This window comes from Methylobacterium sp. D54C (assembly GCF_053345595.1).
Genome location: NZ_JBKFAK010000042.1, coordinates 1 through 20561, shown reverse-complemented (window position 1 = coordinate 20561; position 20561 = coordinate 1). Strand labels below are relative to the sequence as shown.

The window sequence follows — 20561 nt, the reverse complement described above, 5'->3', positions numbered from 1 at the left end:
CAGCTGTTCTTGCCGAGGTCGATACCCAGCACGGCGATCGAGCTCTTTGCCATTCCAGATCCCTCCACGTGTCCGTGGCAGAAGAATGCCACGACGGTTCAGTGAGGGGCGGGCCATCCCATAAGCCATCGGCATCTTCGCGGAGATGCCCAAGTGACCTTCGCCTTCATCGAGCAGCATGCGCGGACCTGGCCGGTGCGTCTCATGTGCCGCGTGCTCGGAGTCTCACCCAGCGGCTTCTACGGATGGCGGTCACGGCCTGAGAGCGCCCGCTCGGCCTCCAATCGCCAACTCCTGGACGACGTCCGGCGCATCCATGCCGCCCACCACCGACGCTATGGTGCCCCACGCGTGCATGCCGCCCTGCGAGCCGAGGGCCGGTCCGTCAGCCGCGGGCGGGTGGAGCGTCTCATGCGCCGGCATGGCATTCGTGCGCTGGCGGGGCGTCGGTTCCGGCCCTGTACGACCGACAGCCGTCACGATCTCCCCATCGCGCCCAATCTCCTCAAGCAGGACTTCTCAGCCGCGCGACCCGACACGGTCTGGCTAGCCGATATCACCTACCTGCCGACCGGCGAAGGCTGGCTGTACTTGGCCGCCGTCCTCGATCTGGCCACGCGCAAGATCGTCGGCTGGTCGATGCGCGATCACATGCGCGCCGAGCTAAGCGTGGCGGCATTGATGATGGCCGCCCAGCGGCAGCGGCCGGCCGCCGGGCTCATCTGCCACTCGGATCGCGGCAGCCAGTACGCGGCCGAGGCCTATCGGAAGCAGCTCGCCGCAATGGGGGCCAAGCCGTCCATGAGTCGGACCGCCTGTTGCTACGATAACGCCCCGATGGAGGGCTTCTTCCACACGCTCAAGGTCGAGCTCGTCCATCAGCGACGATGGGCGACCCGGGATGAAGCGCGGCGCGATCTGTTCGCCTACATCGAGGGCTACTACAATCGGCAACGCATCCACTCGGCACTCGGCTATCTCACGCCCGAGCAAGCCGAGAGGACCGCGAAATGATCTCCCTGTGTCCGCGACACCGAGGGAGGATCACTGCCCCTTCCCGCAGTGAGCGAGCACCACCTTCCGCTCGGACGCGCGGCTCGTCACCGGGGACCGTGGACGAAGCGGGGTCCCGCCCGTGCCGCATGCAGCTTACCGATGCGGCGCTTGCATCCAAGCCGATCCCCGGCCTTCCGGGGGATCACGGTGCCGAAGTGCGATCCTCCGCCGTCAGGTCGATTATGCAGGCACGCATGCGTTCGGACACGCCCTACGATGTCATCGTCGTCGGGATTGGCGGTATGGGCAGCGCCGCGGCTTGGCAGCTGGCCAAGCGCGGTCAGCGCGTGCTCGGGTTGGAGCGCTACGACATCCCCCACGCCATGGGCTCGTCGCACGGGATCAGCCGGATCATCCGTCTGCCCTACTACGAGGATCCGGCCTATGTGCCGCTTCTGCACCGGGCGTACGAGTTGTGGAGGGACATCGAGGCGGCGACAGGCGACGAGATTCTGGTGATCACCGGTTCAATCGACGGCGGTGCGGAGGAGAGCGACGTCTTCCAGGGCGCCCTGGCCTCCGCCCGGCTGCACGACCTGCGCCACGAGGTCCTCACCGCCACGGCGGTCAACGAGCGGTTCCCGGCCTACCGGCTCCCGGAGGGCATGCGCGCCGTCTACCAGCCCCAGGGCGGGCTCGTGGCCAGCGAGCGGGCGATCGTCGCCCACGTCCGGGCCGCGCAGGCCCACGGGGCGGAGATCCATGCCCGCGAGCAGGTTCTCGACTGGAAGGCGACCCCGGGGGGCGGGGTTGTCGTACGCACCGATCACGGGACCTACGAGGCCGGGTGGCTGGTCCTGACGGTGGGGGCCTGGGCGGCGGATCTCGCCGCGCCCCTGGCCGGTCTCGCCGTCCCGGAGCGCCAAGTGCTGGCATGGCTCCAGCCGCAGGAGCCTGCTTGGTTCGAGCCCTCGCGCTTTCCGGTCTTCAACCTGCAGGTGCCGGAGGGGCGCTACTACGGGCTTCCCGTCTATGAGGTCCCGGGGTTCAAGTTCGGACGCTACCATCACCTCGGAGAGACCGGCGCCCCCGACGCCGTGCGGCGGGAGCCGGACGCCGCCGACGAGCGCCTCCTGCGCGACTTCGCGGAACGCTACTTCCCCGCCGGCAGCGGGCCGACCATGGCCCTGCGCGACTGCATGTTCACCAACACCCCGGACGAGCACTTCATCCTGGATCACCACCCGGACTTCCCGCAGGTCGTGCTCGCCTCGCCGTGCTCGGGGCACGGCTACAAGTTCTGCTCGGTGATCGGCGAGATCCTTGCCGATCTCGCCAGCGGCGACGGGCGGACCCGCCACGAGATCGGCTTCCTGGGCCTCGACCGGCCCGGCCTGCGCCCCGCCGATCCGTAGCGCCGGAGGCGTCATGGATGGGGAGCCCGCCAAGATCGGACGGGGAAGGGGCCTATCTGCGCGGCGTGACCTCGAACAGGCAATGGTCGTGCGTGCCCTCCGCGGCGCAGTAGGCTTCCCGGGCCTGGAGATGCAGGGTCCGGCCCGAGGCCGCCGCCGCGTATTCGAGTGAGCCTTCGAGCCACGCGGCGAACATCGTGCAGACCTTGCGGCCGAGGCGTCGGCGCTCCTCGTCCACGAAGGCCGAGTTCCGAAGTCGAACCGAGGCGGTGCCGGCCCGGAGATCGACGTCCAGCACCTCGAACTGCCCCCAGCCGCGCTGGGTGATGCGCCGCATGTAGTGGTGGAAGGCCCCGAGGCCGTCCAGCCCGTGATGAGCAGCCTCCTTCTCGCACCAATGGTAGGCCGAGCGATGGCCTGCAGGCCGCAGCACCTCGGCCAGCCGTTCGGGCCCCAGCTCCGCCTCAAGGGCGAAGTGGTTGTTGAGGAAGAAGTGCTGCGGCACCAAGATCATCGGCAGCGCATCGACGGACCAGCGTCCGGTGGCGTCGTCGACGCGGATCTCGACCTGCGGCTTGCCCATGGTCCTCACGCTCCCCACACGTCGCGCAGGAGCGCGACCCAGTTGCCGCCGATGACCCGTTCGATACGGGCGTCTGGCCAGCCACGGCGCTCCATCGCCGCCGTCAGGTTCGGCCACTCGCCGATGGTGCGCAGACCCTCGGGGTTGATCACCTCGCCGAAATCAGTGAGCCGGCGGCCATAGCCCTTGTCGTGGGTGATCCAGTTGAAGAACGGCCGGCCGTAGCCCTGGGTGAAGTCGGTGCCGATGCCGACCTTGTCCTCGCCGCACAGGTTCAGGACGTACTCGATCGCCTCGACGTAATCATCGACCGTCGATTCAGGCCCGCGCCTGAGGAAGGGCGGGAACATGGTCACGCCGACGAACCCGTCCCGCTCGGCGATGAAGCGAAGCTGCTCGTCGGACTTGTTGCGCGGGTGCGCCTTCAGCCCGGCCGGGAGGCAGTGCGAGTAGGCGACCCGCTGGCGGGAGGCGAGGATCACGTCCTCGCTCGTCTTCGGACCCACATGCGACAGGTCGGCCAGGATGCCGAGCCGGTTCATCTCGCCCAAGACGTCGTGGCCGAAGTCCGACAAGCCCCCGTCCCGGCTCTCGTAGCAGCCGGTGCCGACGAGGTTCTGCGTGTTGTACGCCATCTGTATGATGCCGACGCCGAGCTCCTTGAACAGGCCGAGATAGCCGATCTGGTCCTCGATGCCGGTGATGTTCTGCCAGCCGAGGATGATCCCGGTCTTCCCGGCTTCCTTGGCGGCCTGAATGTCGGCGGTGGTGTAGATCTGCGTGATCAGGTCCGCATGCTCGCGGAAATACGCCTTCCAGCGCATCACGTTTCGCATCGTCTCGGTGAAGTTCTCCCACACGCAGCAGGTGCAGTTCGCGGCAGTCAGGCCGCCCTTGCGCATGTCTTCGAAGACCGGCCGGCCGAAATCGGAAATGATGAGGCCGTCGATGACGATGGATCGGTCGTGCAGGTCGGACGGCATGCGCGGTCTCCGCGGTGGGCTTCCCTGGTTCGGGGTGCCCTTGATCGTCCCATCCGCTGGACGGCAGCTAGGACATTTCCGTCATCGGCTCGGTACGCACGCGCCGCGCCCGGCCGTTGCACCGATGGCGCATCCGTTCAGGGGCCACCGCGCTTGCGTGCTAGTCTACCCACGGCCCCGCTGCCTAGTCTGCCTCCGGATCGAAGACGGAGAGGCGGAATGGGTCGGATCACGCGGCGGTGCCTCGCAGGAGTGGTGGCGGGTGCACTGCTCATCCCAGGATGGGCCGAGGCCAAGGACACGGTGAAGATCGCGTTCGTCGGCCCCCTCACCGGGCCGAACTCCCCCCACGGAATCGGCGCCCGCAACTCCGCCGAACTCGCCGTGAAGCTGTTCAACGCCGATCCGGCACATAAGTACCAGTACGAGCTCGTGGTCCTGGACGACGAGTGCAAGCCGAATGTCGGCGTGCAGGTCGTGACCAAGCTCGGGTCGGACCGCAGCATCGCGGCGGCGGTGCCGCATTACTGCTCGGCCACCGCCATCGCCACGGTCGACGTGTTCCACCGCTTCAAGCTGCCGATGGTGGTCTGGGCGGCGGTGCTGCCCGAGATCACCTATGCCAACAAATACCCGGAGATCCACCGGGTGAGCGGCATCCTCATCGGCCAAAACCGGGTCGGTGCGCAGTTCATGAAGGAGCAGGGTTACAAGACCTTCGTCTCCTTCGCCGACTCGACCGATTACGGGAAGTCGATGAACAAATATTTTACCGAGTTCACCAACGAGAACGGCGGGAAGATCCTCGGAACTTTCGCGGTCGCGCCCGACCAGCAGGATCTCAGCGCCGAACTTACGAAGATCAAGGAGTTGAATCCAGAAGTGATCTATTTCGGCGGCCTCACGCCGCTGGGAACGCGGCTGCGGACGCAGATGGACAAGCTCGGCATCAAGGCGCAGCTCGAAGGCAATTCGGGGATCATGGGCGATGCGTTCATCAACGCCGTCGGACCGGACCTCGCCGAAGGCGCCGTGACCTTCTTCGATTCGCCGCCGCTCTCCAAGATGCCCGGCGGCGCGGCCTTCACCGAGAACTATAAGGCCGCGGGCTTCAGGGAGCCGCCGGAGGCCTACGGCCCCTTCGCCTACATCGCCACCCACCTGCTGATGCAGAAGATCGAGGCGGTGGGTCCCGACCGGGCGAAGATCACCGCGGCCCTCGCTGACGTGAAGGACGTGCCCTCGATCGTCGGGCCGATCACCTTCGACGACCACGGCCAGAACATCACGCCGCTCACCACGAAATACGTCGTGCAGGACGGCAAATGGGTGGTCTGGGAGGACAGCGAGTACGCGAGCGGCAAGCGCAAGCTGCTGCACCGCTGAGACCGAGCGATCGGAGACAGGCGATGAGCGCGATCGGCCAATACGTCCTCAACGGGCTCATGCAGGGGACGATCTACGGCCTCGTGGCGATGGGCTTCACGATCTTCTTCGGGGTGATGAACGTCATCAAGTTCTCCCACGGGGACGTGATGACATTCGGGGCCTTCGGCGCCTTGGTCGCAGCGACCGCCGCCGCCGCCGCAGGGCTGCCGGTCGGGGTACAGATCCTGGCCGCCGTCTCGACGGCCGTGGGCCTCGCCGCGCTCCTCGGCGCCGGAATCTCCCGCCTCCTGATCCTGCCCCTGCGCACCGCCCCGCCCCTCAACCTCCTGCTGATGACGATGATGGTCGGCACCGTGATCCGCGAGGCGATCCGGCTGTTCTTCCCCAACGGCACCAACTCGCAGCGCTTTCCCGCCCTGCTGCCCTCCGGGGGGGCGACCGTCGGCGGCGTCTTCGTCCGCTACGACGGGCTGATCCTGATGGTGGCCGGGCTCCTGATCATCGCCGTCGTCCACCACATCATCAACCGCACCCGCTTCGGGCTCGCGATGCGGGCGGTGGCGGAGGATCAGGAGACCGCCCGGACGATGGGCGTCAACTTCTTCCGTGTCGTCCCCCTGACCTTCGCCCTCGGTTCGGCGACGGCGGGCTTCGCGGGGGTGATCTCCGGCCTGTACTACAGCGAGATCAACTACGGCATGGGCTTGCTGATCGCCGTGATCGGCTTCAGCGCGGCCATCGTCGGCGGGCTCGGCAACCTCTGGGGGGCGATCCTCGGGGGCTACCTCTTCGCCGGGCTCCAGACCGTCGTCGTCGCCACCCTGCCGACCTTCAGCGAATACAAGAACGTCGTCGCCTTCGTCGCCGTCATCGCCCTGATCACGTGGCGCCCCACCGGGCTGCTGGCCGAGCGCGCCAGCGAGCGCGTCTGACCTCCCCTCCCGCCCGGATGACGTACCGATGCTGATGCGCCACCGCCCCACCCAAGACGAGGTCTCCCGGGACGCGACGACGCTCGAGGCCGGGGTGAGGGCCCGGCGGGCTTCGGATTTCGCGGTCTTCGCGGTCGTCGTCGCCGCCTGCGCCGGGGCGGTCGCCTTCCTGGTCCATGCGGAGGACCAGCGGGTCGTCCTCTCGGCACTTGTGGCCTGCGGGATCGCGTGGTTCGCCGCTGCCCGGTTCCGGGTGATCGCCGCCGTGGAGCGCGGCGCATCCGGTCATCCCTGGCCGGCGCGGCTCGTGCTAGTGGCCGCCTGCCTCGCCGTCATCGTCGTCCTGCGCGAGGACAATTTCGGCCTCCTGATGCTGGCGACGGTGCTGATCTATGCCACGGTCTGCCTCGGCCTGACGATCCAGCTCGGCTATGCCGGCCTCTCGAATTTCTGCGCCGCGGCCTTCCTCGGCTGCGGTGGGTACACCGCAGCCGCCCTCGGCCGGGCTGAGGGGATCGCCATCCCGGACCTCGTGGTCATTCTCCTCGGGGGCGGTGTCGCCGTCGCGATCGGCTCGCTCCTCGTCCTGCCGCTGCTGCGGACGCGGGGCCACTACGCCGCCCTGACGACCCTGGCCTTCGGGGTCATGTTCAACGTCTTCCTGGACGCCAACGAAGTGCTCGGCGGCCCCCAGGGACTGAAGCTCGCGCCCATCACCGTGTTCGGCTGGGACTTCTCGAACGACCTCGACCTGTTCGGCATGACGTTCTCCTTCTACGCCAACTACGTCGTGCTCTGTCTCGCCCTCACCGCGGTGGCCCTGGCGCTCGTCGGCCTCCTCGATCGATCGTGGATCGGCATCCGTCTGGACGCGGTGCGGCTCGACGAGGTCGCCGCCCAGGTCTTCGGCCTGCGGATCGCCCGCTGGAAGATCCTCGCCTTCACCCTTGGCAACGTGCTCGCCGGGATGGCCGGGGCGATCTACGCCAAGATGACCGGCTTCATCGCCCCCAACAACTTCACTCTCGGCGACTCGCTGATGATGGTGTCGATCGTCATCCTGGGTGGGATCGGCAACCGCTGGGGGGTGCTGCCGGCGGCGCTGATCGTCGTGCTGCTGCCGGAGAAACTGCAGTTCATCCAGGAATACCGGCTGTTGCTGTTCGCGGTGCTGGTGATCCTCGTCCTTGTCCTCAGCCCCGGCGGCCTGTTGCCCCGCCGGACCCGAACCCTCGTCGCGGGGCGCCGGGCATGAGCGAAGTGGCGGCGGCCCCCGCGATCCTGGAGGCGAAGGGCCTGTCCGTCCGTTTCGGCGGTCTCTTCGCCCTCAACGAGCTCGACCTGACCGTCCGGCGCGGCGAGGTGCTGGGCCTGATCGGCCCGAACGGTTCGGGCAAGACCACCTTCTTCAACGTGACGAGCGGCATCTACCCGGCTGCGGCCGGCTCCATCGTCCTCGACGGCCGCGACATTACCCGGGAGCCCGCCCACGCGCTCGCTGGGCTCGGCCTCGCCCGGACCTTCCAGCGCTCGCGCCTGTGCCTGCCGCTCTCCGTCTTCGACAACATCGCGTTGGGCGCGCAGGAGCGCCTGCCGCAGGGTGTGATCGACAACCTCCTGCGCCGCCGCACCCTGGCGCGGGCCGTCGCGGCCCTCGCCGAGGAGGCCAGGGACGTCGCCCGGTTGTTCAACCCGGACCTCGCCCGGCGTCTCGACGAGCCGGCCGTCGCCCTCGGCATGATCGACCGCCGCCGGGTCGAGATCTGCCGCGCCCTCATCGGACGGCCGAAGATCCTGCTGCTCGACGAGCCCTCCGCCGGCATGACCCACGACGAGACCAACCAGCTCATCGACGAGATCCTCGACGTGCAGCGCAGCCGCGGCGACCTGACCGTCATCATCGTCGAACACGAGATGGGATTGATCGAGCGCATCACCGACCGCTGCGTCGTCCTCAATTACGGCCGCAAGATCTGCGAGGGCCGCTTCCGCGAAGTGGCCGCCGACCCGACCGTCCGCGAAGCCTATCTGGGGCATTCATGACCGCGCGCCTGATCATCGACGGCGTCTTCACCACCTACGACCGTGTCGATGTCCTCGACGACATCACCCTCGAGGTGGCTCCCGGGCGGATCACCTGTATCCTCGGCTCGAACGGCGCCGGCAAGACCACGCTGATCCGTTCGATCCTGCGCCTCACGCCGCCGCGCCGGGGCTCCATCGCCTTCGACGGGCGCAAGCTCGACGGTATGCAGACCCACGACGTGGTCGGTCTCGGGATTGGCTGCATTCCCGAGGGCCGCCGGATCTTCTCCAAGATGACCGTCGAGGAGAACCTTCGGCTCGGCGCCTACCGCGTGTCGTCCGAGCGGGAGATCCGGCGCAGGCTCGACGGCGTGCATGCCGTCTTCCCGCGCCTGAAGGAGAGGGCCAGCCAGCTCGCCGGCACGATGTCCGGTGGCGAGCAGGCCATGGTGTCGATCGGCCGGGGGCTGATGACCGATCCGAAGCTCCTCGTGATCGACGAGCCCTCGCTGGGGCTCTCGCCGCTCTTCGTGCAGGAGAACTTCAATGTGATCGCCCGGATCAATGCGACCGGCGTCACGGTCCTACTCGTCGAGCAGAACGTGAACCAGACGCTGGCGATCGCCCATCACGGCTATGTCCTATCCGGCGGGCGCATCGTGGCGCAGGGCTCCTCCGCGACGCTGCGGGACGACCCCGAATTGCAACGGGCCTATTTCGGCGCCGTGCACTGACTCTGCCGTCCCGCTGTTCGCCCGCCCCTGGTCCGCCTCTTGCAGCGGAAGGCGGACCGGATCACAGTCCGGGCAAACGCACCGGATGGCATGACCACACCCCGGACACCGTCGACCACACCCGTGCAGGCGCCGAGCCGTCGCAAGCTGTCGCTCGGTTTCGTGTTGCTGCCCCACTTCACCCTCGTGGCCTTCTCGACGCTCATCGATATCCTGCGCCTCTCCGCGGACGAGGGGGATCGCAGCCGGCCCGAGCGCTGCTCTTGGAGCCTGTTGGCCCCGGATCTGGAGCCGGTGACGTCGAGTTGCGGGATCCATGTGATGCCCTGGGAGACATTCTCGGATCCGACCCGGTTCGATTACATCGTCGTCGTCGGCGGGCTGCTCGACCGGGAGCCCTACAATCCCCGGACTCTCGCCTTCATGCGAGAGGCCCATTCCGCCGGGGTGCGCCTCATCGGCATCTGCACCGGCGGCATCGCCCTGGCCGAGGCGGGGTTGATGCGCGGCCGCCGCTGCTGCGTGAGCTGGTACCACTTCACCGATCTCGTCGCGCGGCACGACGACGTGATTCCGGTCGCGGACCAGCTCTTCGTGGAGGATGGCCCGTTCATCACCTGCGCGGGCGGTCTCGCCAGCCTGGATCTCGGGGCTTGGCTGATCGACCGGCACCTCGGTCCTGGCCATGCGCAGAAGAGCCTGCATATCATGGTCACCGACCGGGCTCGTCCCGCGGCCGGGGCCCAGCCCCAGCCGCCGAGTGCCGGAATCGTCGAGGACAACCGGGTCCGCCGGGCGATGCTGCTGATCGAGCAGAATCTCAGCACGCCCCAGCGGGTCGAGAAGATCGCGCAGACCGTGGGACTGTCGAAGCGACAGCTCGAACGGGTCTTCCGCAAACTCGTCGGCAAAAGCGTCCAGGAATACTCACGAGACCTTCGCGTCCTCTATGGACGCTGGCTCCTGGCGAACTCGCCGCAGACCATCACGGAGGTCGCCACGGAATGCGGGTTCTCGGACGTATCCCACTTCAACCGCCTGTTCCGTCGCAGCTTCGGATGTTCGCCATCGACCATGCGTCGGGGTGACAGCCAAGGTTCGGCGCAGGCGTCGGAGGAGTGGGACAGCCTGCGGGCGTTGGCCGGATCTCCCGATAGCCAGGGCGATTTCCATCGCTACCTGAACGACGAACCGGCCGGGGCTCTCGGAATCGATCGGTTCCTGAGCTGCGAGCGGCGTCCATACGCCCATTAGCTACCCACTCGGTTTGGCCGGCGATTCACTGAACGGGGGCGCCGCCGGCGCATCCGACGTCGGCACACAATCCAGGTCTCGACATGCTGACGGCGCTGCAGTGGCAATCTGCGATCCTGTCCTGCGCCCTCCTGGTGGGCCTGAGCGACTCCGCTCCGGCGCAGAGCGTGCTGTGTATCGGCTTGACCGCCTCCGACATTCCGCTGACCACGGGACAGGCCGCATTTCGGCGATGAGAACGGTAGCTCATCTTGTGCTCGAGTCCGCTTTCGAGACGCCGCGAAAAGCGACCGAATGACCGGGATGGGCGCGCAGCCGAATGTCAGGGGTCCTGCGCGCGCCGGCAATTCGGCGTGACGAAGTATGGCCGTAGAACGAACCCGCTGCGCGGGAGGGTGCGGGTGGTGAGGTCGCGGTAGCATCCGGACCGTCGCGCGTCGTTTGAGGCCTGTCGGCGGCAGGCCGAGCATCGCGGCTCCTTCATCCGTGAAGCCCGACGATGCACGATCTGCTTCCCGCCCCTGCAATCAGCTCGCTGCGCCAACGCCTGATCGAGGAGATGAACCTGCGCCGGTTCTCGAATGAGACCCAGCGCAACTACCTGCGCGATGTCGGCCGTCTGGCCAGCTTCCTCGGACGTCGCCTCGATACGGCCACCGCGGAGGATCTGCGCCGCTTCAAGGTCGAACAGCGCGAGGCCGGCGTGCCGGTGCCGACCCTCAACGGCATCGTCTCGGCCCTGCGCTTCTTCTTCACCCACGCCCTCGACCGCCCGGATCTGGCGCGCCGGCTCGTCCGTCTGGCCTATCCGCGCACGCTGCCCGTGGTGCTCAGCCGCGACGAGGTCGCCCGCCTGCTCGCCGCCACGATCTGCCTCAAGCACCGGGCGGCCCTAGCCGTAGCCTACGGCGCCGGCCTGCGCGTGGCCGAGGTCGCGGCGCTGAAGGTCACGGATATCGACAGCCAGCGCATGCTGATCCGGGTCGAACAGGGCAAGGGCGGCCAGTACCGCAACGCCCTGCTCTCGGCGGATCTGCTGGCCCTACTGCGCCAGTGGTGGCGGACCGGCCGCCAGCGGGGCGTGATGCTGGGCGACGGCTGGCTGTTCCCCGGCCAGCACGCCCTCAAGCCGGTCAGCACCCGGCAGCTCCGCCGGGTCGTCGTCGAGGCCGCACGGGCCGCCGGCATCGCCAAGCGCGTCGGCCCGCACACCCTGCGCCACAGCTTCGCCACCCACCTCTTGGAGGACGGCACCGATATCCGGGTGATCCTGGTCCTGCTCGGCCACGCCAAGCTCGACAACACCGCCTTCTACACCAGGGTCGCCACCCGCACGATGCGCACCGTGACCAGCCCCCTCGATCGGCTCGGCCTGTTCGAGGCCGGGGAGAGCGCGGCCAGCAGTTGACGCGACGGGTCGACCCCCGTGCTGGAAGTCGCCGACGTCTTCCGCGCCGCCGGGCCGGCCTACCGGGCCGCCCGGGCCGGGCACCTGAGCCTGCACCAGCGCAAGGTCATGGCGGCGATCGAGACCTGCCGCACCGCCGCGCTGGGCGGGCACGTCGAGGCCTGCGATGGCTGCGGGCACACGCGCATCGCCTACAACTCCTGTCGCGACCGGCACTGCCCCAAATGCCAGGGCGCGGCGGCCCGCACGTGGCTGGCTGCGCGCGAGGCCGACCTCCTGCCGGTCGGCTACTTCCACGTCGTGTTCACCTTGCCCGCCGAGGTTGCGCAGATCGCCTTCCAGAACAAGGCCGCCGGCTACGACCTGCTGTTCCGGGCAGCCTCCGAGGCGATGCTGACCATCGCCGCCGACCCGAAGCATCTCGGTGCCCGCATCGGGCTGACCGCCGTGCTCCACACCTGGGGCTCGGCGCTGACCCACCACCCGCACGTCCACATGATCGTGCCGGGCGGCGGCCTCTCGCGCGACGGCACCCGCTGGATCGCCGCACGGCCCGGCTTCCTGCTGCCGGTACGCGTCCTCGCCAAGCTGTTCCGGCGGCTGTTCCTGGCCGGGCTCACTGTCATGCACGCGGCCGGACGGCTCGCCGCCTTCGGCAGCCTGGCACCCCTGGCCGAGCGCCGCGCCTTCCTGCGCCACCTGGCACGGGTCCGAATCAAGCGCTGGGTCGTCTATGCCAAGCCGCCGTTCGCCGGCCCCGCGGCGGTGCTCGCGTACCTCTCGCGCTACACCCACCGCGTCGCCATCTCGAACCGGCGGCTCGTCGGCTTCGACGCGGCCGGCGTCACCTTCCGGGTCAAGGACTATCGCCGCGACGGGCCGGAGCGCTACGGCGTCCTGACGCTGGCCGCGGACGAGTTCATCCGGCGCTTCCTCCTGCACGTCCTGCCCAGGGGCTTCCACCGCATCCGCCACTACGATCTGCTCGCCAGCGCCACCCGCCGCGCCAACCTCGCCCGCATCCGCGACCTGCTGGCCGCCTCGCCGCCGATCACCCCGCCTGAGGCAGCGCAGCCGCCCGATTGGCTCGCCCCGTGCCCGTGCTGCGGTGGGCGCATGACGATCGTCGAGAACTTCGGCCGCTTCCGGCAGCCGCGAGGTCCGCCGACCGCCTCGGCTTCAGCCCGGATGAGAGCCACGTGACCCGGCCCTCCATGAGCTCCGTCGCCTGCTGCGAGCACCACGCCGCGGCCAGTGGATCGTCGTGCGCCTGTTCCAGCCGGCCCCACCATCGGCCACCCACGCCAGGGGATGGCCCCCGCGGCGGCGTCTCATGCGATCCTGGCGGGCAACGGATCGGCCTCAGCCAGCACGTGCGAGCCGGGACACGGTCACACGCTGGCCGCCGCGAGACACCCCGCCATCTGGCCGAAACGACCAATCCCCATAGCTGAGCGCCTCGGTCCCCGCGGGTTCCTTCTTCGGAGACTTTCGTACGCCTCACGGCGCCCGAAACTCTTCACGGAAGCGGAATGGCTGCTTCGAAGAAGGTCTGCTGGAAAAGCAGATGGGGTGGATGGCTCCCGCTCCGACTGACGGCATCTCGATGCCAAGATGTGGTTGCTGTTAAAGCAGCAGCCACGCTCATGCAGGAGCCATCCCCATGGAGATCACCACCGTCGGCATCGATCTGGCCAAAAGCATCTTTCAGGTTCACGCCGTCGATGCAGTTGGGCACGTCGTCGTGCGCAAGGCCTTGAGGCGGGCGCAGGTCGTGCCGTTCTTCGCCAAGCTGCCGCGGTGCCTGATCGGCATGGAGGCCTGCGGCACAGCGCATCACTGGGCCCGGGAACTCATAAAGCTCGGCCATGACGTGCGGCTGATGCCGCCGGCTTACGTGAAGCCGTACGTCAAGCGCGGCAAGACCGATGCGAACGATGCCGCTGCCATCTGTGAGGCGGTGACGCGCCCGAGCATGCGCTTCGTGCCGGTGAAGTCGACCGAGCAGCAGGCGGCGCTGGCGCTTCACCGGACGCGCGACCTGCTGGTCAAGCAACGCACGCAGTTGGTGAACATGATCCGCGGCCTGCTCGCCGAGTTCGGGATCGAGATGGCGCGGGGCCTGCGGCACGCGCTCGAACTGGCGGCCCGGCTCTCGGCCGGAGACGCGGCCGAGGTGCCGCCGTTAGCCCAGCGCGTGGTGACCGGGCTGGCCGATCAGATCGGTGCCTTGCAGATCCAGCTCACCCGACTGGAGAAGGAGTTGCTCGCCTGGCATCGGGACAGCGACCTGTCGCAGCGCCTGGCGACGATCCCGGGTGTCGGCATCGTGTCGGCAACCGCGTTGGCCGCCTCGGTGAGCGAGCCCGAGCGCTTCCGCTCCGGTCGGCAGTTCGCGGCCTCGTTGGGCCTGACACCGCTGCAGAACTGCAGTGGCGGCAAGGAGCGCCTGGGCCGGATCTCGCGCATGGGCGACCGCTACCTGCGCCGGCTGCTCGTGGTCGGCATGACGTCTCTGATCCGGCGCGCGAAGACGACACCGACCTCGGTCGACCCGCGGCTGCCGGCACTGCTGCAGCGTAAGCCAGTGCGCGTGGTGACTGTTGCGGCGGCCAATCGCACGGAGCGGGTCGCCTGGGCGATCATGACCCGCGGCGGCACCTACCGCGCACCGGCGGCCAGGGCTGCCTGACAGCACGGCGAGGAGACGTTTCCAGGTTGCGAGGACGATGAGAGTTGATGGCGAACTGGTCAGACCGGGAGCCGGGACACCCCGCCGGCTGTCCAGGACGTCATAGCCCGCAAAGCAGAGTGGGACCCAGCTCACGGATACCATCAGGGCCAGCGGTCACATGAACGACTGCATCAACAGGCCGGACACAAGACTGCACCCGACCCACGCGTCAGAAGCTCAATTCGCCACTTGCAATGCGGGAGCCATTTACACAGGACACGCCCCGAGCTGCACGTCCGGCTTATCGGCGGCGGTCGCTCATTCGGTGAAGTCGGCCCGGTTCAGCCCGTAGCGCTGCATCTTCTCGTTCAGTGTCCGGCGGGGGAGGTCGAGCAGGCGCATGACCTCGGCGATGTTTCCCCGAGTCTCTTGCAGGGTCTGGCGGATCAAGTCGCGCTCGTAGGCCTCGACCAGTGCCGACAGGGACTGCGGTTCGCCCGTCACCGGCTCCCGCACGCCGTCACGCTGATCGAGGCCGAAGGCGTAGCGCTCGGCGGCGTTGCGCAATTCGCGGACGTTGCCGGGCCAGGGGCGTCCTGCGAGATCCCGCACGAGCTGGGCGCCGAGGGGACGCATCGTCCGGCCGTGCGCCTCGGCGGCGCGCGACGCGAAGACTTCGAACAGCAGCGGGATATCCTCCCGGCGCTCCCGGAGCGGCGGGATCCGCAGCTCCGCGACGCCGAGGCGGTAGTAGAGGTCGGCCCGGAACTGCCCGCTTGCGGTCTGCGCACGCAGGTCGACCTTGCTGGCGCAGACGGTGCGCAGGTCGGCCGGCACCGGGGTGTTCGATCCGAGTCGCTCCAGGCTGCGCTCCTGGAGCACCCGCAGGAGCGTCACCTGCCCGGCGAGAGGCATGGCCTCGATCTCGTCGAGGAAGAGCGTGCCGCGATGGGCGTATTCCAGCTTGCCGACCCGCCGCTTCAGCGCGCCCGTGAACGCGCCGGCCTCGAAGCCGAACAGCTCGCTCTCCATCATCGTGTCGGGGATGGCTCCGCAATTGACCGCCACGAAGCGGCCGTCCCGTCGGCCGGAGAAGGCGTGGAGGCACTGGGCGACCAGCTCCTTGCCGGAGCCGGTCTCGCCGTTGATGACGACGTTGACCGGGGTGGCGGCGAGGCCGAGCACCTCGCGCCGCAGATCCTCCATCGCCCGCGACGTGCCGATGAGGCGGCTCTCGATACCTTGGGCATCGTCGACGGCGTGGAGCCTCCGCAGGCGCAGCGTCAGGTGGCGCTTCTCGCAGGCGCGCCCGATCGCATCGACCAGGCGCTCGGGCACGAAGGGCTTCTCGATGAAGTCGTAGGCGCCCCGCCGCATCGCCTCGACCGCCATCGGCACGTCCCCGTGCCCGGTGACGAGGAGCACCGGCAGATCCGGGTCGCGGGCGAGCGCCCGTTCGAGGACTTCGAGGCCGTCGGTCCCCGGCATCCGGACGTCGCTGACGAGGATGCCCGGGAAGGACTCGTCGATGAGGCCCAGCGCCGCCCGCGGTTCCGCGAAGGTCGAGACCTCGAAGTCGGCCAGGGTCAGCCACTGGTGCAGCGCCTCGCGCACCGTCTCCTCGTCGTCCACGAACAGGACTCGCGTCGCCCGGCCCGCCATCGCGCTCACCCCTTCGCCGCAGGCAGCACGATGGCGAGCACCGCGCCGCGCGCGTCGTTGGCGGCGGCGATGCTGCCGCCGAGGTCGCGCACGATCAGCGAGGACAGCGACAGGCCGAGGCCCAGGCCCTCGCCGGCCGTTTTCGTGGTGAAGAAGGGATCGAAGACCTGCCCCATGTGCTCCTCGGCGATCCCGCCACCGCTATCGGCGACGCTGAGGCGCCACGTGCCGTCCGCTTCGCGCGCGGCGGTCACATGAAGCAGGCGCTCGGGCGCGGCCCGCATCGCGTCGAGGGCGTTGACGATCAGGTTGAGCAGGACCTGCTCCAGGCGGACCGGGTCCGCCTGCACGAAGGCCTCGGGCGGGATCGCGCGGGTGACGGTCACGCCCTCGGACCGGATGCGGGCCTGGAGCAGGTCCAGGACGGCCTCGGCCGTCGCCTCCAAGCTCACCGGCTCGCGGTGTTCCGGACCGGTCTTCCGGGCAAAGGCTTTCAGGTGGCGGATGATCTCGCCGATCCGCTGGGTGACCTGCGTCATCCGCTCGAGATTCCGCCCCACCGTCGCGAGGTCGCCGCGTTCCAGGAACTTCGCCGTGCTGGCGAGGAAGGTGCGCAGGGCCGCCAGCGGCTGGTTGATCTCGTGATTGATGGCCGTCGAGATCTGCCCCAGCGCGGCGAGGCGGCCGGCGTGGATCAGCTCGTCCTGGGTCGCCCGCAGGGCGGTGGTGGCGCGCTCCCGCTCCGCGATCTCGCTACGCAGGCGGTCGTTGGCGGCGCTCAGGTCCTGGGTGCGCTCCGCGACGCGCTGCTCCAGCGCGAGGCGCATGGCCTGCTCGCTCTGCAGACGTCGTTGCCGCTGGCTCCGGGCCGCCAGGGCGAAGGCCAGGGCGAGGCAGGCGACCCCGGCGACCAGGGCCGCGAGCGCGGCCTGCCGCAGGGCGGGGCCGGTCGGCGTGACGTACCAGACCGTCCAGGAGAGATCCGGCACCGCCGCGCGCTCCACGAGCCCGCTCACGGTTCGGTCGCCGACCGGCAGGTCGATGACGCCCGCGAGGTGCGCCTGCTCGCCGTCGAGAAGGGGCCGAAGGGCGCTGTCGCCGTATTGCCGCTCCGCCCGGATGCGCGCCGCCTCGGCCACGCCGACGGGCTGGAACGGGCGATACTTCCAGGCCGGCTCGCTCGCGAGGAAGACCACGCCGGCGGCGTCCGAGACGAGCACCTGCTCGCCGGCCGCGCGCCACTCGCCCTGCAGGCCCTCCAGGTCGACCTTGACGACCACGACCCCCGCGACCCGTCCGTCCGGCCCCGAGACCGCCTTGCCGATGAACAGGCCGGGCAGGCCGGTGGTCGTGCCGACGCCGAAATAGCGTGAGACGCCCGAGGTCTTGGCCGCGGTGAAGTAGGGCCGGTAGGCGTAGGACGCCCCGATGAAGCTGAGCGGCCGGCTCCAGTTGCTCGCGCCGCGCGTCAGTCCGTCGGCATCCATGAGGTAGATGGCCGACACGTTCGAGGCCGCCGCGATCGCCTCGAACTTGGTGTTGACGGCGGCGATGCGGTCGGGCGCGTCGACGGCCACGAGGAGGGCCTGCACCTGCGTGTCGAGGGCGAGGACCGTGGGCAGATACTCGTACCGGTTGACCGCCGCCCGCAGCACGGCCTCGGTGATGACGAGGCGCTGACGCGCCTGTCGACGGGCGAGATCGAGGCCGGATTCCAGGGAGAACGCGAAGACCACAAGGGTGGCGACCAGGGTAATCGCCGCCAGGATCCACCGCCACAGCCAGATCGACCTGAGCACCGGACCGGTCCCGGTGATCTTTCGCGGGACTGCCCGGGCAACGCTGGCTATGACGTTCATCGGGCGGCATCCTGACGGAAGCGAGCATAATCATCGGATGCGGCGGGCACCACGTTTCGGGCGCTCGCACCGCGACAGCGGGACCGGTGAACTGTCACGCGATCCGCCTTCCATCCGGGTGCCTTGGGCTAGGACCTGCGCCCCCCACGAAGCGAAGCTCAGCCGCCAAGGCCGCCGAGACAGACGTACTTGGTGTGCAGGTAATCCTCGATGCCCTGGCGCCCGCCCTCGCGGCCGACACCCGATTCCTTCACGCCCCCGAACGGCGCCACCTCGGTGGTGATGATGCCCTCGTTGACCCCGACCATGCCGTATTCCAGTGCCTCGGACACCCGGAAGGCGCGGCCGAGATCCCGGGTGTAGAAGTAGCAAGCAAGGCCGAACTCCGTGTCGTTGGCCATCGTGATCGCCTCGGCCTCGTCGCGGAAGCGGAATAGCGGGGCCAGCGGTCCGAAGGTTTCCTCACGCGCGACGTCCATGCCCGGCGCCACGTCTACGAGCACCGTAGGCTCGAAGAACGAGCCGCCGAGCGCATGGCGCCGGCCGCCCGCGATCACACGCGCGCCCTTGGCGGTAGCGTCGCGGATATGCGCCTCGACCTTCTCGACGGCGGCGTGATCGATGAGGGGGCCCTGCATCACGCCCTCCTCGACGCCATTGCCGACCTTGAGCACTCGGGCCGCCGCCGCCATCCGCTCGGCGAAGGCGTCGTAGATGCCGTCCTGCACCAGCACCCGGTTGGTGCAGACACAGGTCTGCCCCGAGTTGCGGTACTTCGCCAGCATCGCGCCCTCGACGGCCCGGTCGAGGTCGGCGTCGTCGAACACGATGAACGGTGCGTTGCCGCCGAGTTCCATCGAGACCTTCTTCACCGTCCCGGCGGCCTGACTCATGAGGATCTTGCCAACCTCCGTCGAGCCAGTGAACGTCACCTTCTGCACCAGAGGGTGGCCCGTCAGCTCTCCGCCGATCGCCCGGGCCGAACCCGTCAGGATCGACACAAGACCCGACGGGATGCCGGCCCGTTCGCAGAGCAGCCCCCAGACGAGGCCCGAGAGCGGGGTCTGGGCGGCGGGCTTGATCACGATCGGGCAGCCTGCCGCCAGCGCCGGCGCGAGCTTGCGGGCGATCATCGAGGAGGGGAAGTTCCACGGGGTGATCGCGGCGACCACGCCGACCGGCTCCTTGGTGACGAGGATGCGCCGGTTCGGCCACGGCGAGGGGATCACCTCGCCGTAGACGCGCCTTGCCTCCTCGGCGAACCACGTCACGTAGGCCGCCGACATGGAGATTTCCGCCCGGGCCTCGGCTAGGGATTTGCCCTGCTCGGCGGTGAGGATGCGGGCCAGATCCTCTTGGTTCTCGGTGATCAGGGCGGCGAGGTTCTTCAGTAGGACGGCCCGCTCGGCGGCGCTCCTGGCTCGCCAAGCGGGGTAGGCGGCATGGGCTGCTACGATGGCCCACCGAGTTTCCTCGGCGCCGAGATTGGGCACCCGGGCGAGGAGCGCGCCCGTCGCGGGGTTCCTCACGTCGATCGCCCCAGAGCCGCTCTCAGCCCATTCGCCACCGACCAGGCAAGTGTCGACGAGCAGGCTCGGGTCCTTCAGGGATGGGGTCTCAATCTCAGTCTCAGTCTCAGGCATAGTCAAATTCCCTCGGGCGCGACGACGAATCCAGGCGCTGGCGGGGCTGTCGGACAACTCTCACTGGGCCTGCTCGAAGGGCTTCACCTTCGCGCGCAGCTCATCGACCAGCACGCGCGTGTTCTCCGAGTAGTCGATCGGCACCGCCACGAGGTGCACGCCGCCCGCGTTGAACGCCTTGTCGAGCGTCGGCACGAGGTCCTCCACCGCCTCGATCCGGTGGCCGGTCGCCCCGTAGGACTGGGCGTACTGCACGAAGTCCGGGTTGCGGAACGTCATGCCGTAATCCTTGAAGTGATCCACCGCCTGCTTCCAGCGGATCATCCCGTAGGCCGAGTCATCCAGCACCAGCACCACGACGTTGAGGCCGAGGCGCACCGCCGTCTCCATCTCCTGGCTGTTCATCATGAAGCCGCCGTCGCCGCACACGGCCATCACCCGGCGGCCGGGGTTGAGCATCGCCGCCATCATCGCGGAGGGCAGGCCCGCGCCCATCGTGGCCAGCGCGTTGTCGAGGAGCAGCGTGTTGGCGACGTAGGTGCGGTAGTTCCGGGCGAACCAGATCTTGTACATGCCGTTGTCGAGGCACACGATCCCGTCCTCCGGGATCACCCGGCGCACGTCGCGCACGAGGCGCTGCGGCGTCACCGGGAAGCGATCCTCGCCGGCCCGGTCGGCGATATGGCCGAGGATGTGCTCGCGCAGGTGCAGCAGCGCGCCCGCGTTCGGGAGCTTGCCGTCGAGCTTGTCGGCCAGGAGCTTCAGCGTCGGCCCGAGGTCGCCGACCACCTCGGCATCCGGATAGTACACCTGCTCGACGTTGGCCGGCATGTAGCCGATGTGGACGACCTTCTGGTCGGCCTGGCCCATGAAGAAGGGCGGCTTCTCGATCGTGTCGTGGCCGATGGCGATGATCAGGTCGGCCTTGTCGATCGCCTCGTGGACGTAGTCGCGCTCGGAGAGGGCCGCGGTGCCCATGTAGAGGTCGGTCCCGCCCGCCACCG

The 20561-nt window shown here is 68.8% G+C and carries 17 protein-coding genes and 1 pseudogene; 12 read left to right on the top strand and 6 right to left on the bottom strand.

Annotated elements, in window-relative coordinates; translation table 11 throughout:
• Window positions 1–123: 123 nt before the first annotated feature.
• Together ACLBYB_RS31095 and solA are read left to right on the top strand one after the other, a co-directional pair.
• A pseudogene (locus tag ACLBYB_RS31095) lies at window positions 124–1014 on the top strand (IS3 family transposase); the annotation flags it as partial.
• Between the two features lie 236 nt (window positions 1015–1250).
• Entirely contained in the window at window positions 1251–2411 is a 1161-nt protein-coding gene (gene solA, locus ACLBYB_RS31090) for an N-methyl-L-tryptophan oxidase (protein ID WP_447701136.1), read from the top strand.
• Window positions 2412–2463: 52 nt separating this feature from the next.
• Here the strand turns inward: solA and ACLBYB_RS31085 are convergent, their stop codons facing one another.
• Entirely contained in the window at window positions 2464–2994 is a 531-nt protein-coding gene (locus tag ACLBYB_RS31085; protein WP_447701135.1) for a DUF5943 domain-containing protein, read from the bottom strand.
• Between the two features lie 5 nt (window positions 2995–2999).
• On the bottom strand, window positions 3000–3977 hold the full coding sequence (locus ACLBYB_RS31080) for a dipeptidase (RefSeq protein ID WP_447701134.1): 978 nt from the start codon (window positions 3975–3977) through the stop codon (window positions 3000–3002).
• Window positions 3978–4196: 219 nt separating this feature from the next.
• Between ACLBYB_RS31080 and ACLBYB_RS31075 the strand changes: the two genes are divergently transcribed.
• The 10 genes from ACLBYB_RS31075 (at window position 4197) to ACLBYB_RS31030 (ending at window position 14411) form a co-directional block, all read left to right on the top strand.
• On the top strand, window positions 4197–5363 hold the full coding sequence (locus ACLBYB_RS31075) for a branched-chain amino acid ABC transporter substrate-binding protein (RefSeq protein WP_447701133.1): 1167 nt from the start codon (window positions 4197–4199) through the stop codon (window positions 5361–5363).
• Window positions 5364–5386: 23 nt separating this feature from the next.
• Window positions 5387–6298 carry a branched-chain amino acid ABC transporter permease gene (locus ACLBYB_RS31070; protein WP_042669307.1) on the top strand — a complete coding sequence of 304 codons (912 nt, stop codon included), beginning with the start codon at window positions 5387–5389 and terminating at the stop codon, window positions 6296–6298.
• Window positions 6299–6326: 28 nt separating this feature from the next.
• Window positions 6327–7553 (top strand): branched-chain amino acid ABC transporter permease, encoded by a 1227-nt coding sequence (locus ACLBYB_RS31065; RefSeq protein ID WP_447701132.1) that lies wholly within the window; start codon window positions 6327–6329, stop codon window positions 7551–7553.
• A complete protein-coding gene (locus ACLBYB_RS31060) occupies window positions 7550–8341 on the top strand; it encodes an ABC transporter ATP-binding protein (protein ID WP_447701131.1) in 792 nt (263 codons plus the stop codon). The genes ACLBYB_RS31065 and ACLBYB_RS31060 overlap by 4 nt, the downstream gene beginning before the upstream one ends.
• The gene (locus tag ACLBYB_RS31055) at window positions 8338–9057 is read left to right on the top strand and encodes an ABC transporter ATP-binding protein (RefSeq protein WP_447701130.1); all 720 of its coding nucleotides are present in this window, start codon (window positions 8338–8340) and stop codon (window positions 9055–9057) included. The genes ACLBYB_RS31060 and ACLBYB_RS31055 overlap by 4 nt, the downstream gene beginning before the upstream one ends.
• Before the next feature lie 90 nt (window positions 9058–9147).
• Entirely contained in the window at window positions 9148–10311 is a 1164-nt protein-coding gene (locus ACLBYB_RS31050; protein ID WP_447701129.1) for a GlxA family transcriptional regulator, read from the top strand.
• An 83-nt stretch (window positions 10312–10394) separates the two neighbouring features.
• The gene (locus ACLBYB_RS31045) at window positions 10395–10547 is read left to right on the top strand and encodes a hypothetical protein (RefSeq protein WP_447701128.1); all 153 of its coding nucleotides are present in this window, start codon (window positions 10395–10397) and stop codon (window positions 10545–10547) included.
• A 263-nt stretch (window positions 10548–10810) separates the two neighbouring features.
• A complete protein-coding gene (locus tag ACLBYB_RS31040; RefSeq protein ID WP_447701127.1) occupies window positions 10811–11719 on the top strand; it encodes a tyrosine-type recombinase/integrase in 909 nt (302 codons plus the stop codon).
• 18 nt (window positions 11720–11737) lie between these two features.
• Window positions 11738–12922 carry an IS91 family transposase gene (locus ACLBYB_RS31035; RefSeq protein ID WP_447701126.1) on the top strand — a complete coding sequence of 395 codons (1185 nt, stop codon included), beginning with the start codon at window positions 11738–11740 and terminating at the stop codon, window positions 12920–12922.
• Between the two features lie 460 nt (window positions 12923–13382).
• A complete protein-coding gene (locus tag ACLBYB_RS31030) occupies window positions 13383–14411 on the top strand; it encodes an IS110 family transposase (protein WP_447701125.1) in 1029 nt (342 codons plus the stop codon).
• A 300-nt stretch (window positions 14412–14711) separates the two neighbouring features.
• On the opposite strand, the gene ACLBYB_RS31025 is transcribed toward ACLBYB_RS31030, so the two are convergent.
• The 4 genes from ACLBYB_RS31025 to ACLBYB_RS31010 all read right to left on the bottom strand — a co-directional run.
• Window positions 14712–16055, bottom strand: a complete 1344-nt coding sequence (locus ACLBYB_RS31025) for a sigma-54-dependent transcriptional regulator (protein ID WP_447701137.1) — start codon at window positions 16053–16055, stop codon at window positions 14712–14714.
• Window positions 16056–16060: 5 nt separating this feature from the next.
• A complete protein-coding gene (locus tag ACLBYB_RS31020) occupies window positions 16061–17854 on the bottom strand; it encodes an ATP-binding protein (protein WP_447701124.1) in 1794 nt (597 codons plus the stop codon).
• Window positions 17855–18072: 218 nt separating this feature from the next.
• The gene (locus ACLBYB_RS31015) at window positions 18073–19557 is read right to left on the bottom strand and encodes an NAD-dependent succinate-semialdehyde dehydrogenase (RefSeq protein WP_447701123.1); all 1485 of its coding nucleotides are present in this window, start codon (window positions 19555–19557) and stop codon (window positions 18073–18075) included.
• Between the two features lie 60 nt (window positions 19558–19617).
• A partial coding sequence (locus ACLBYB_RS31010; RefSeq protein WP_447701122.1) for a thiamine pyrophosphate-dependent enzyme occupies window positions 19618–20561 on the bottom strand: 944 nt, incomplete at its 5' end.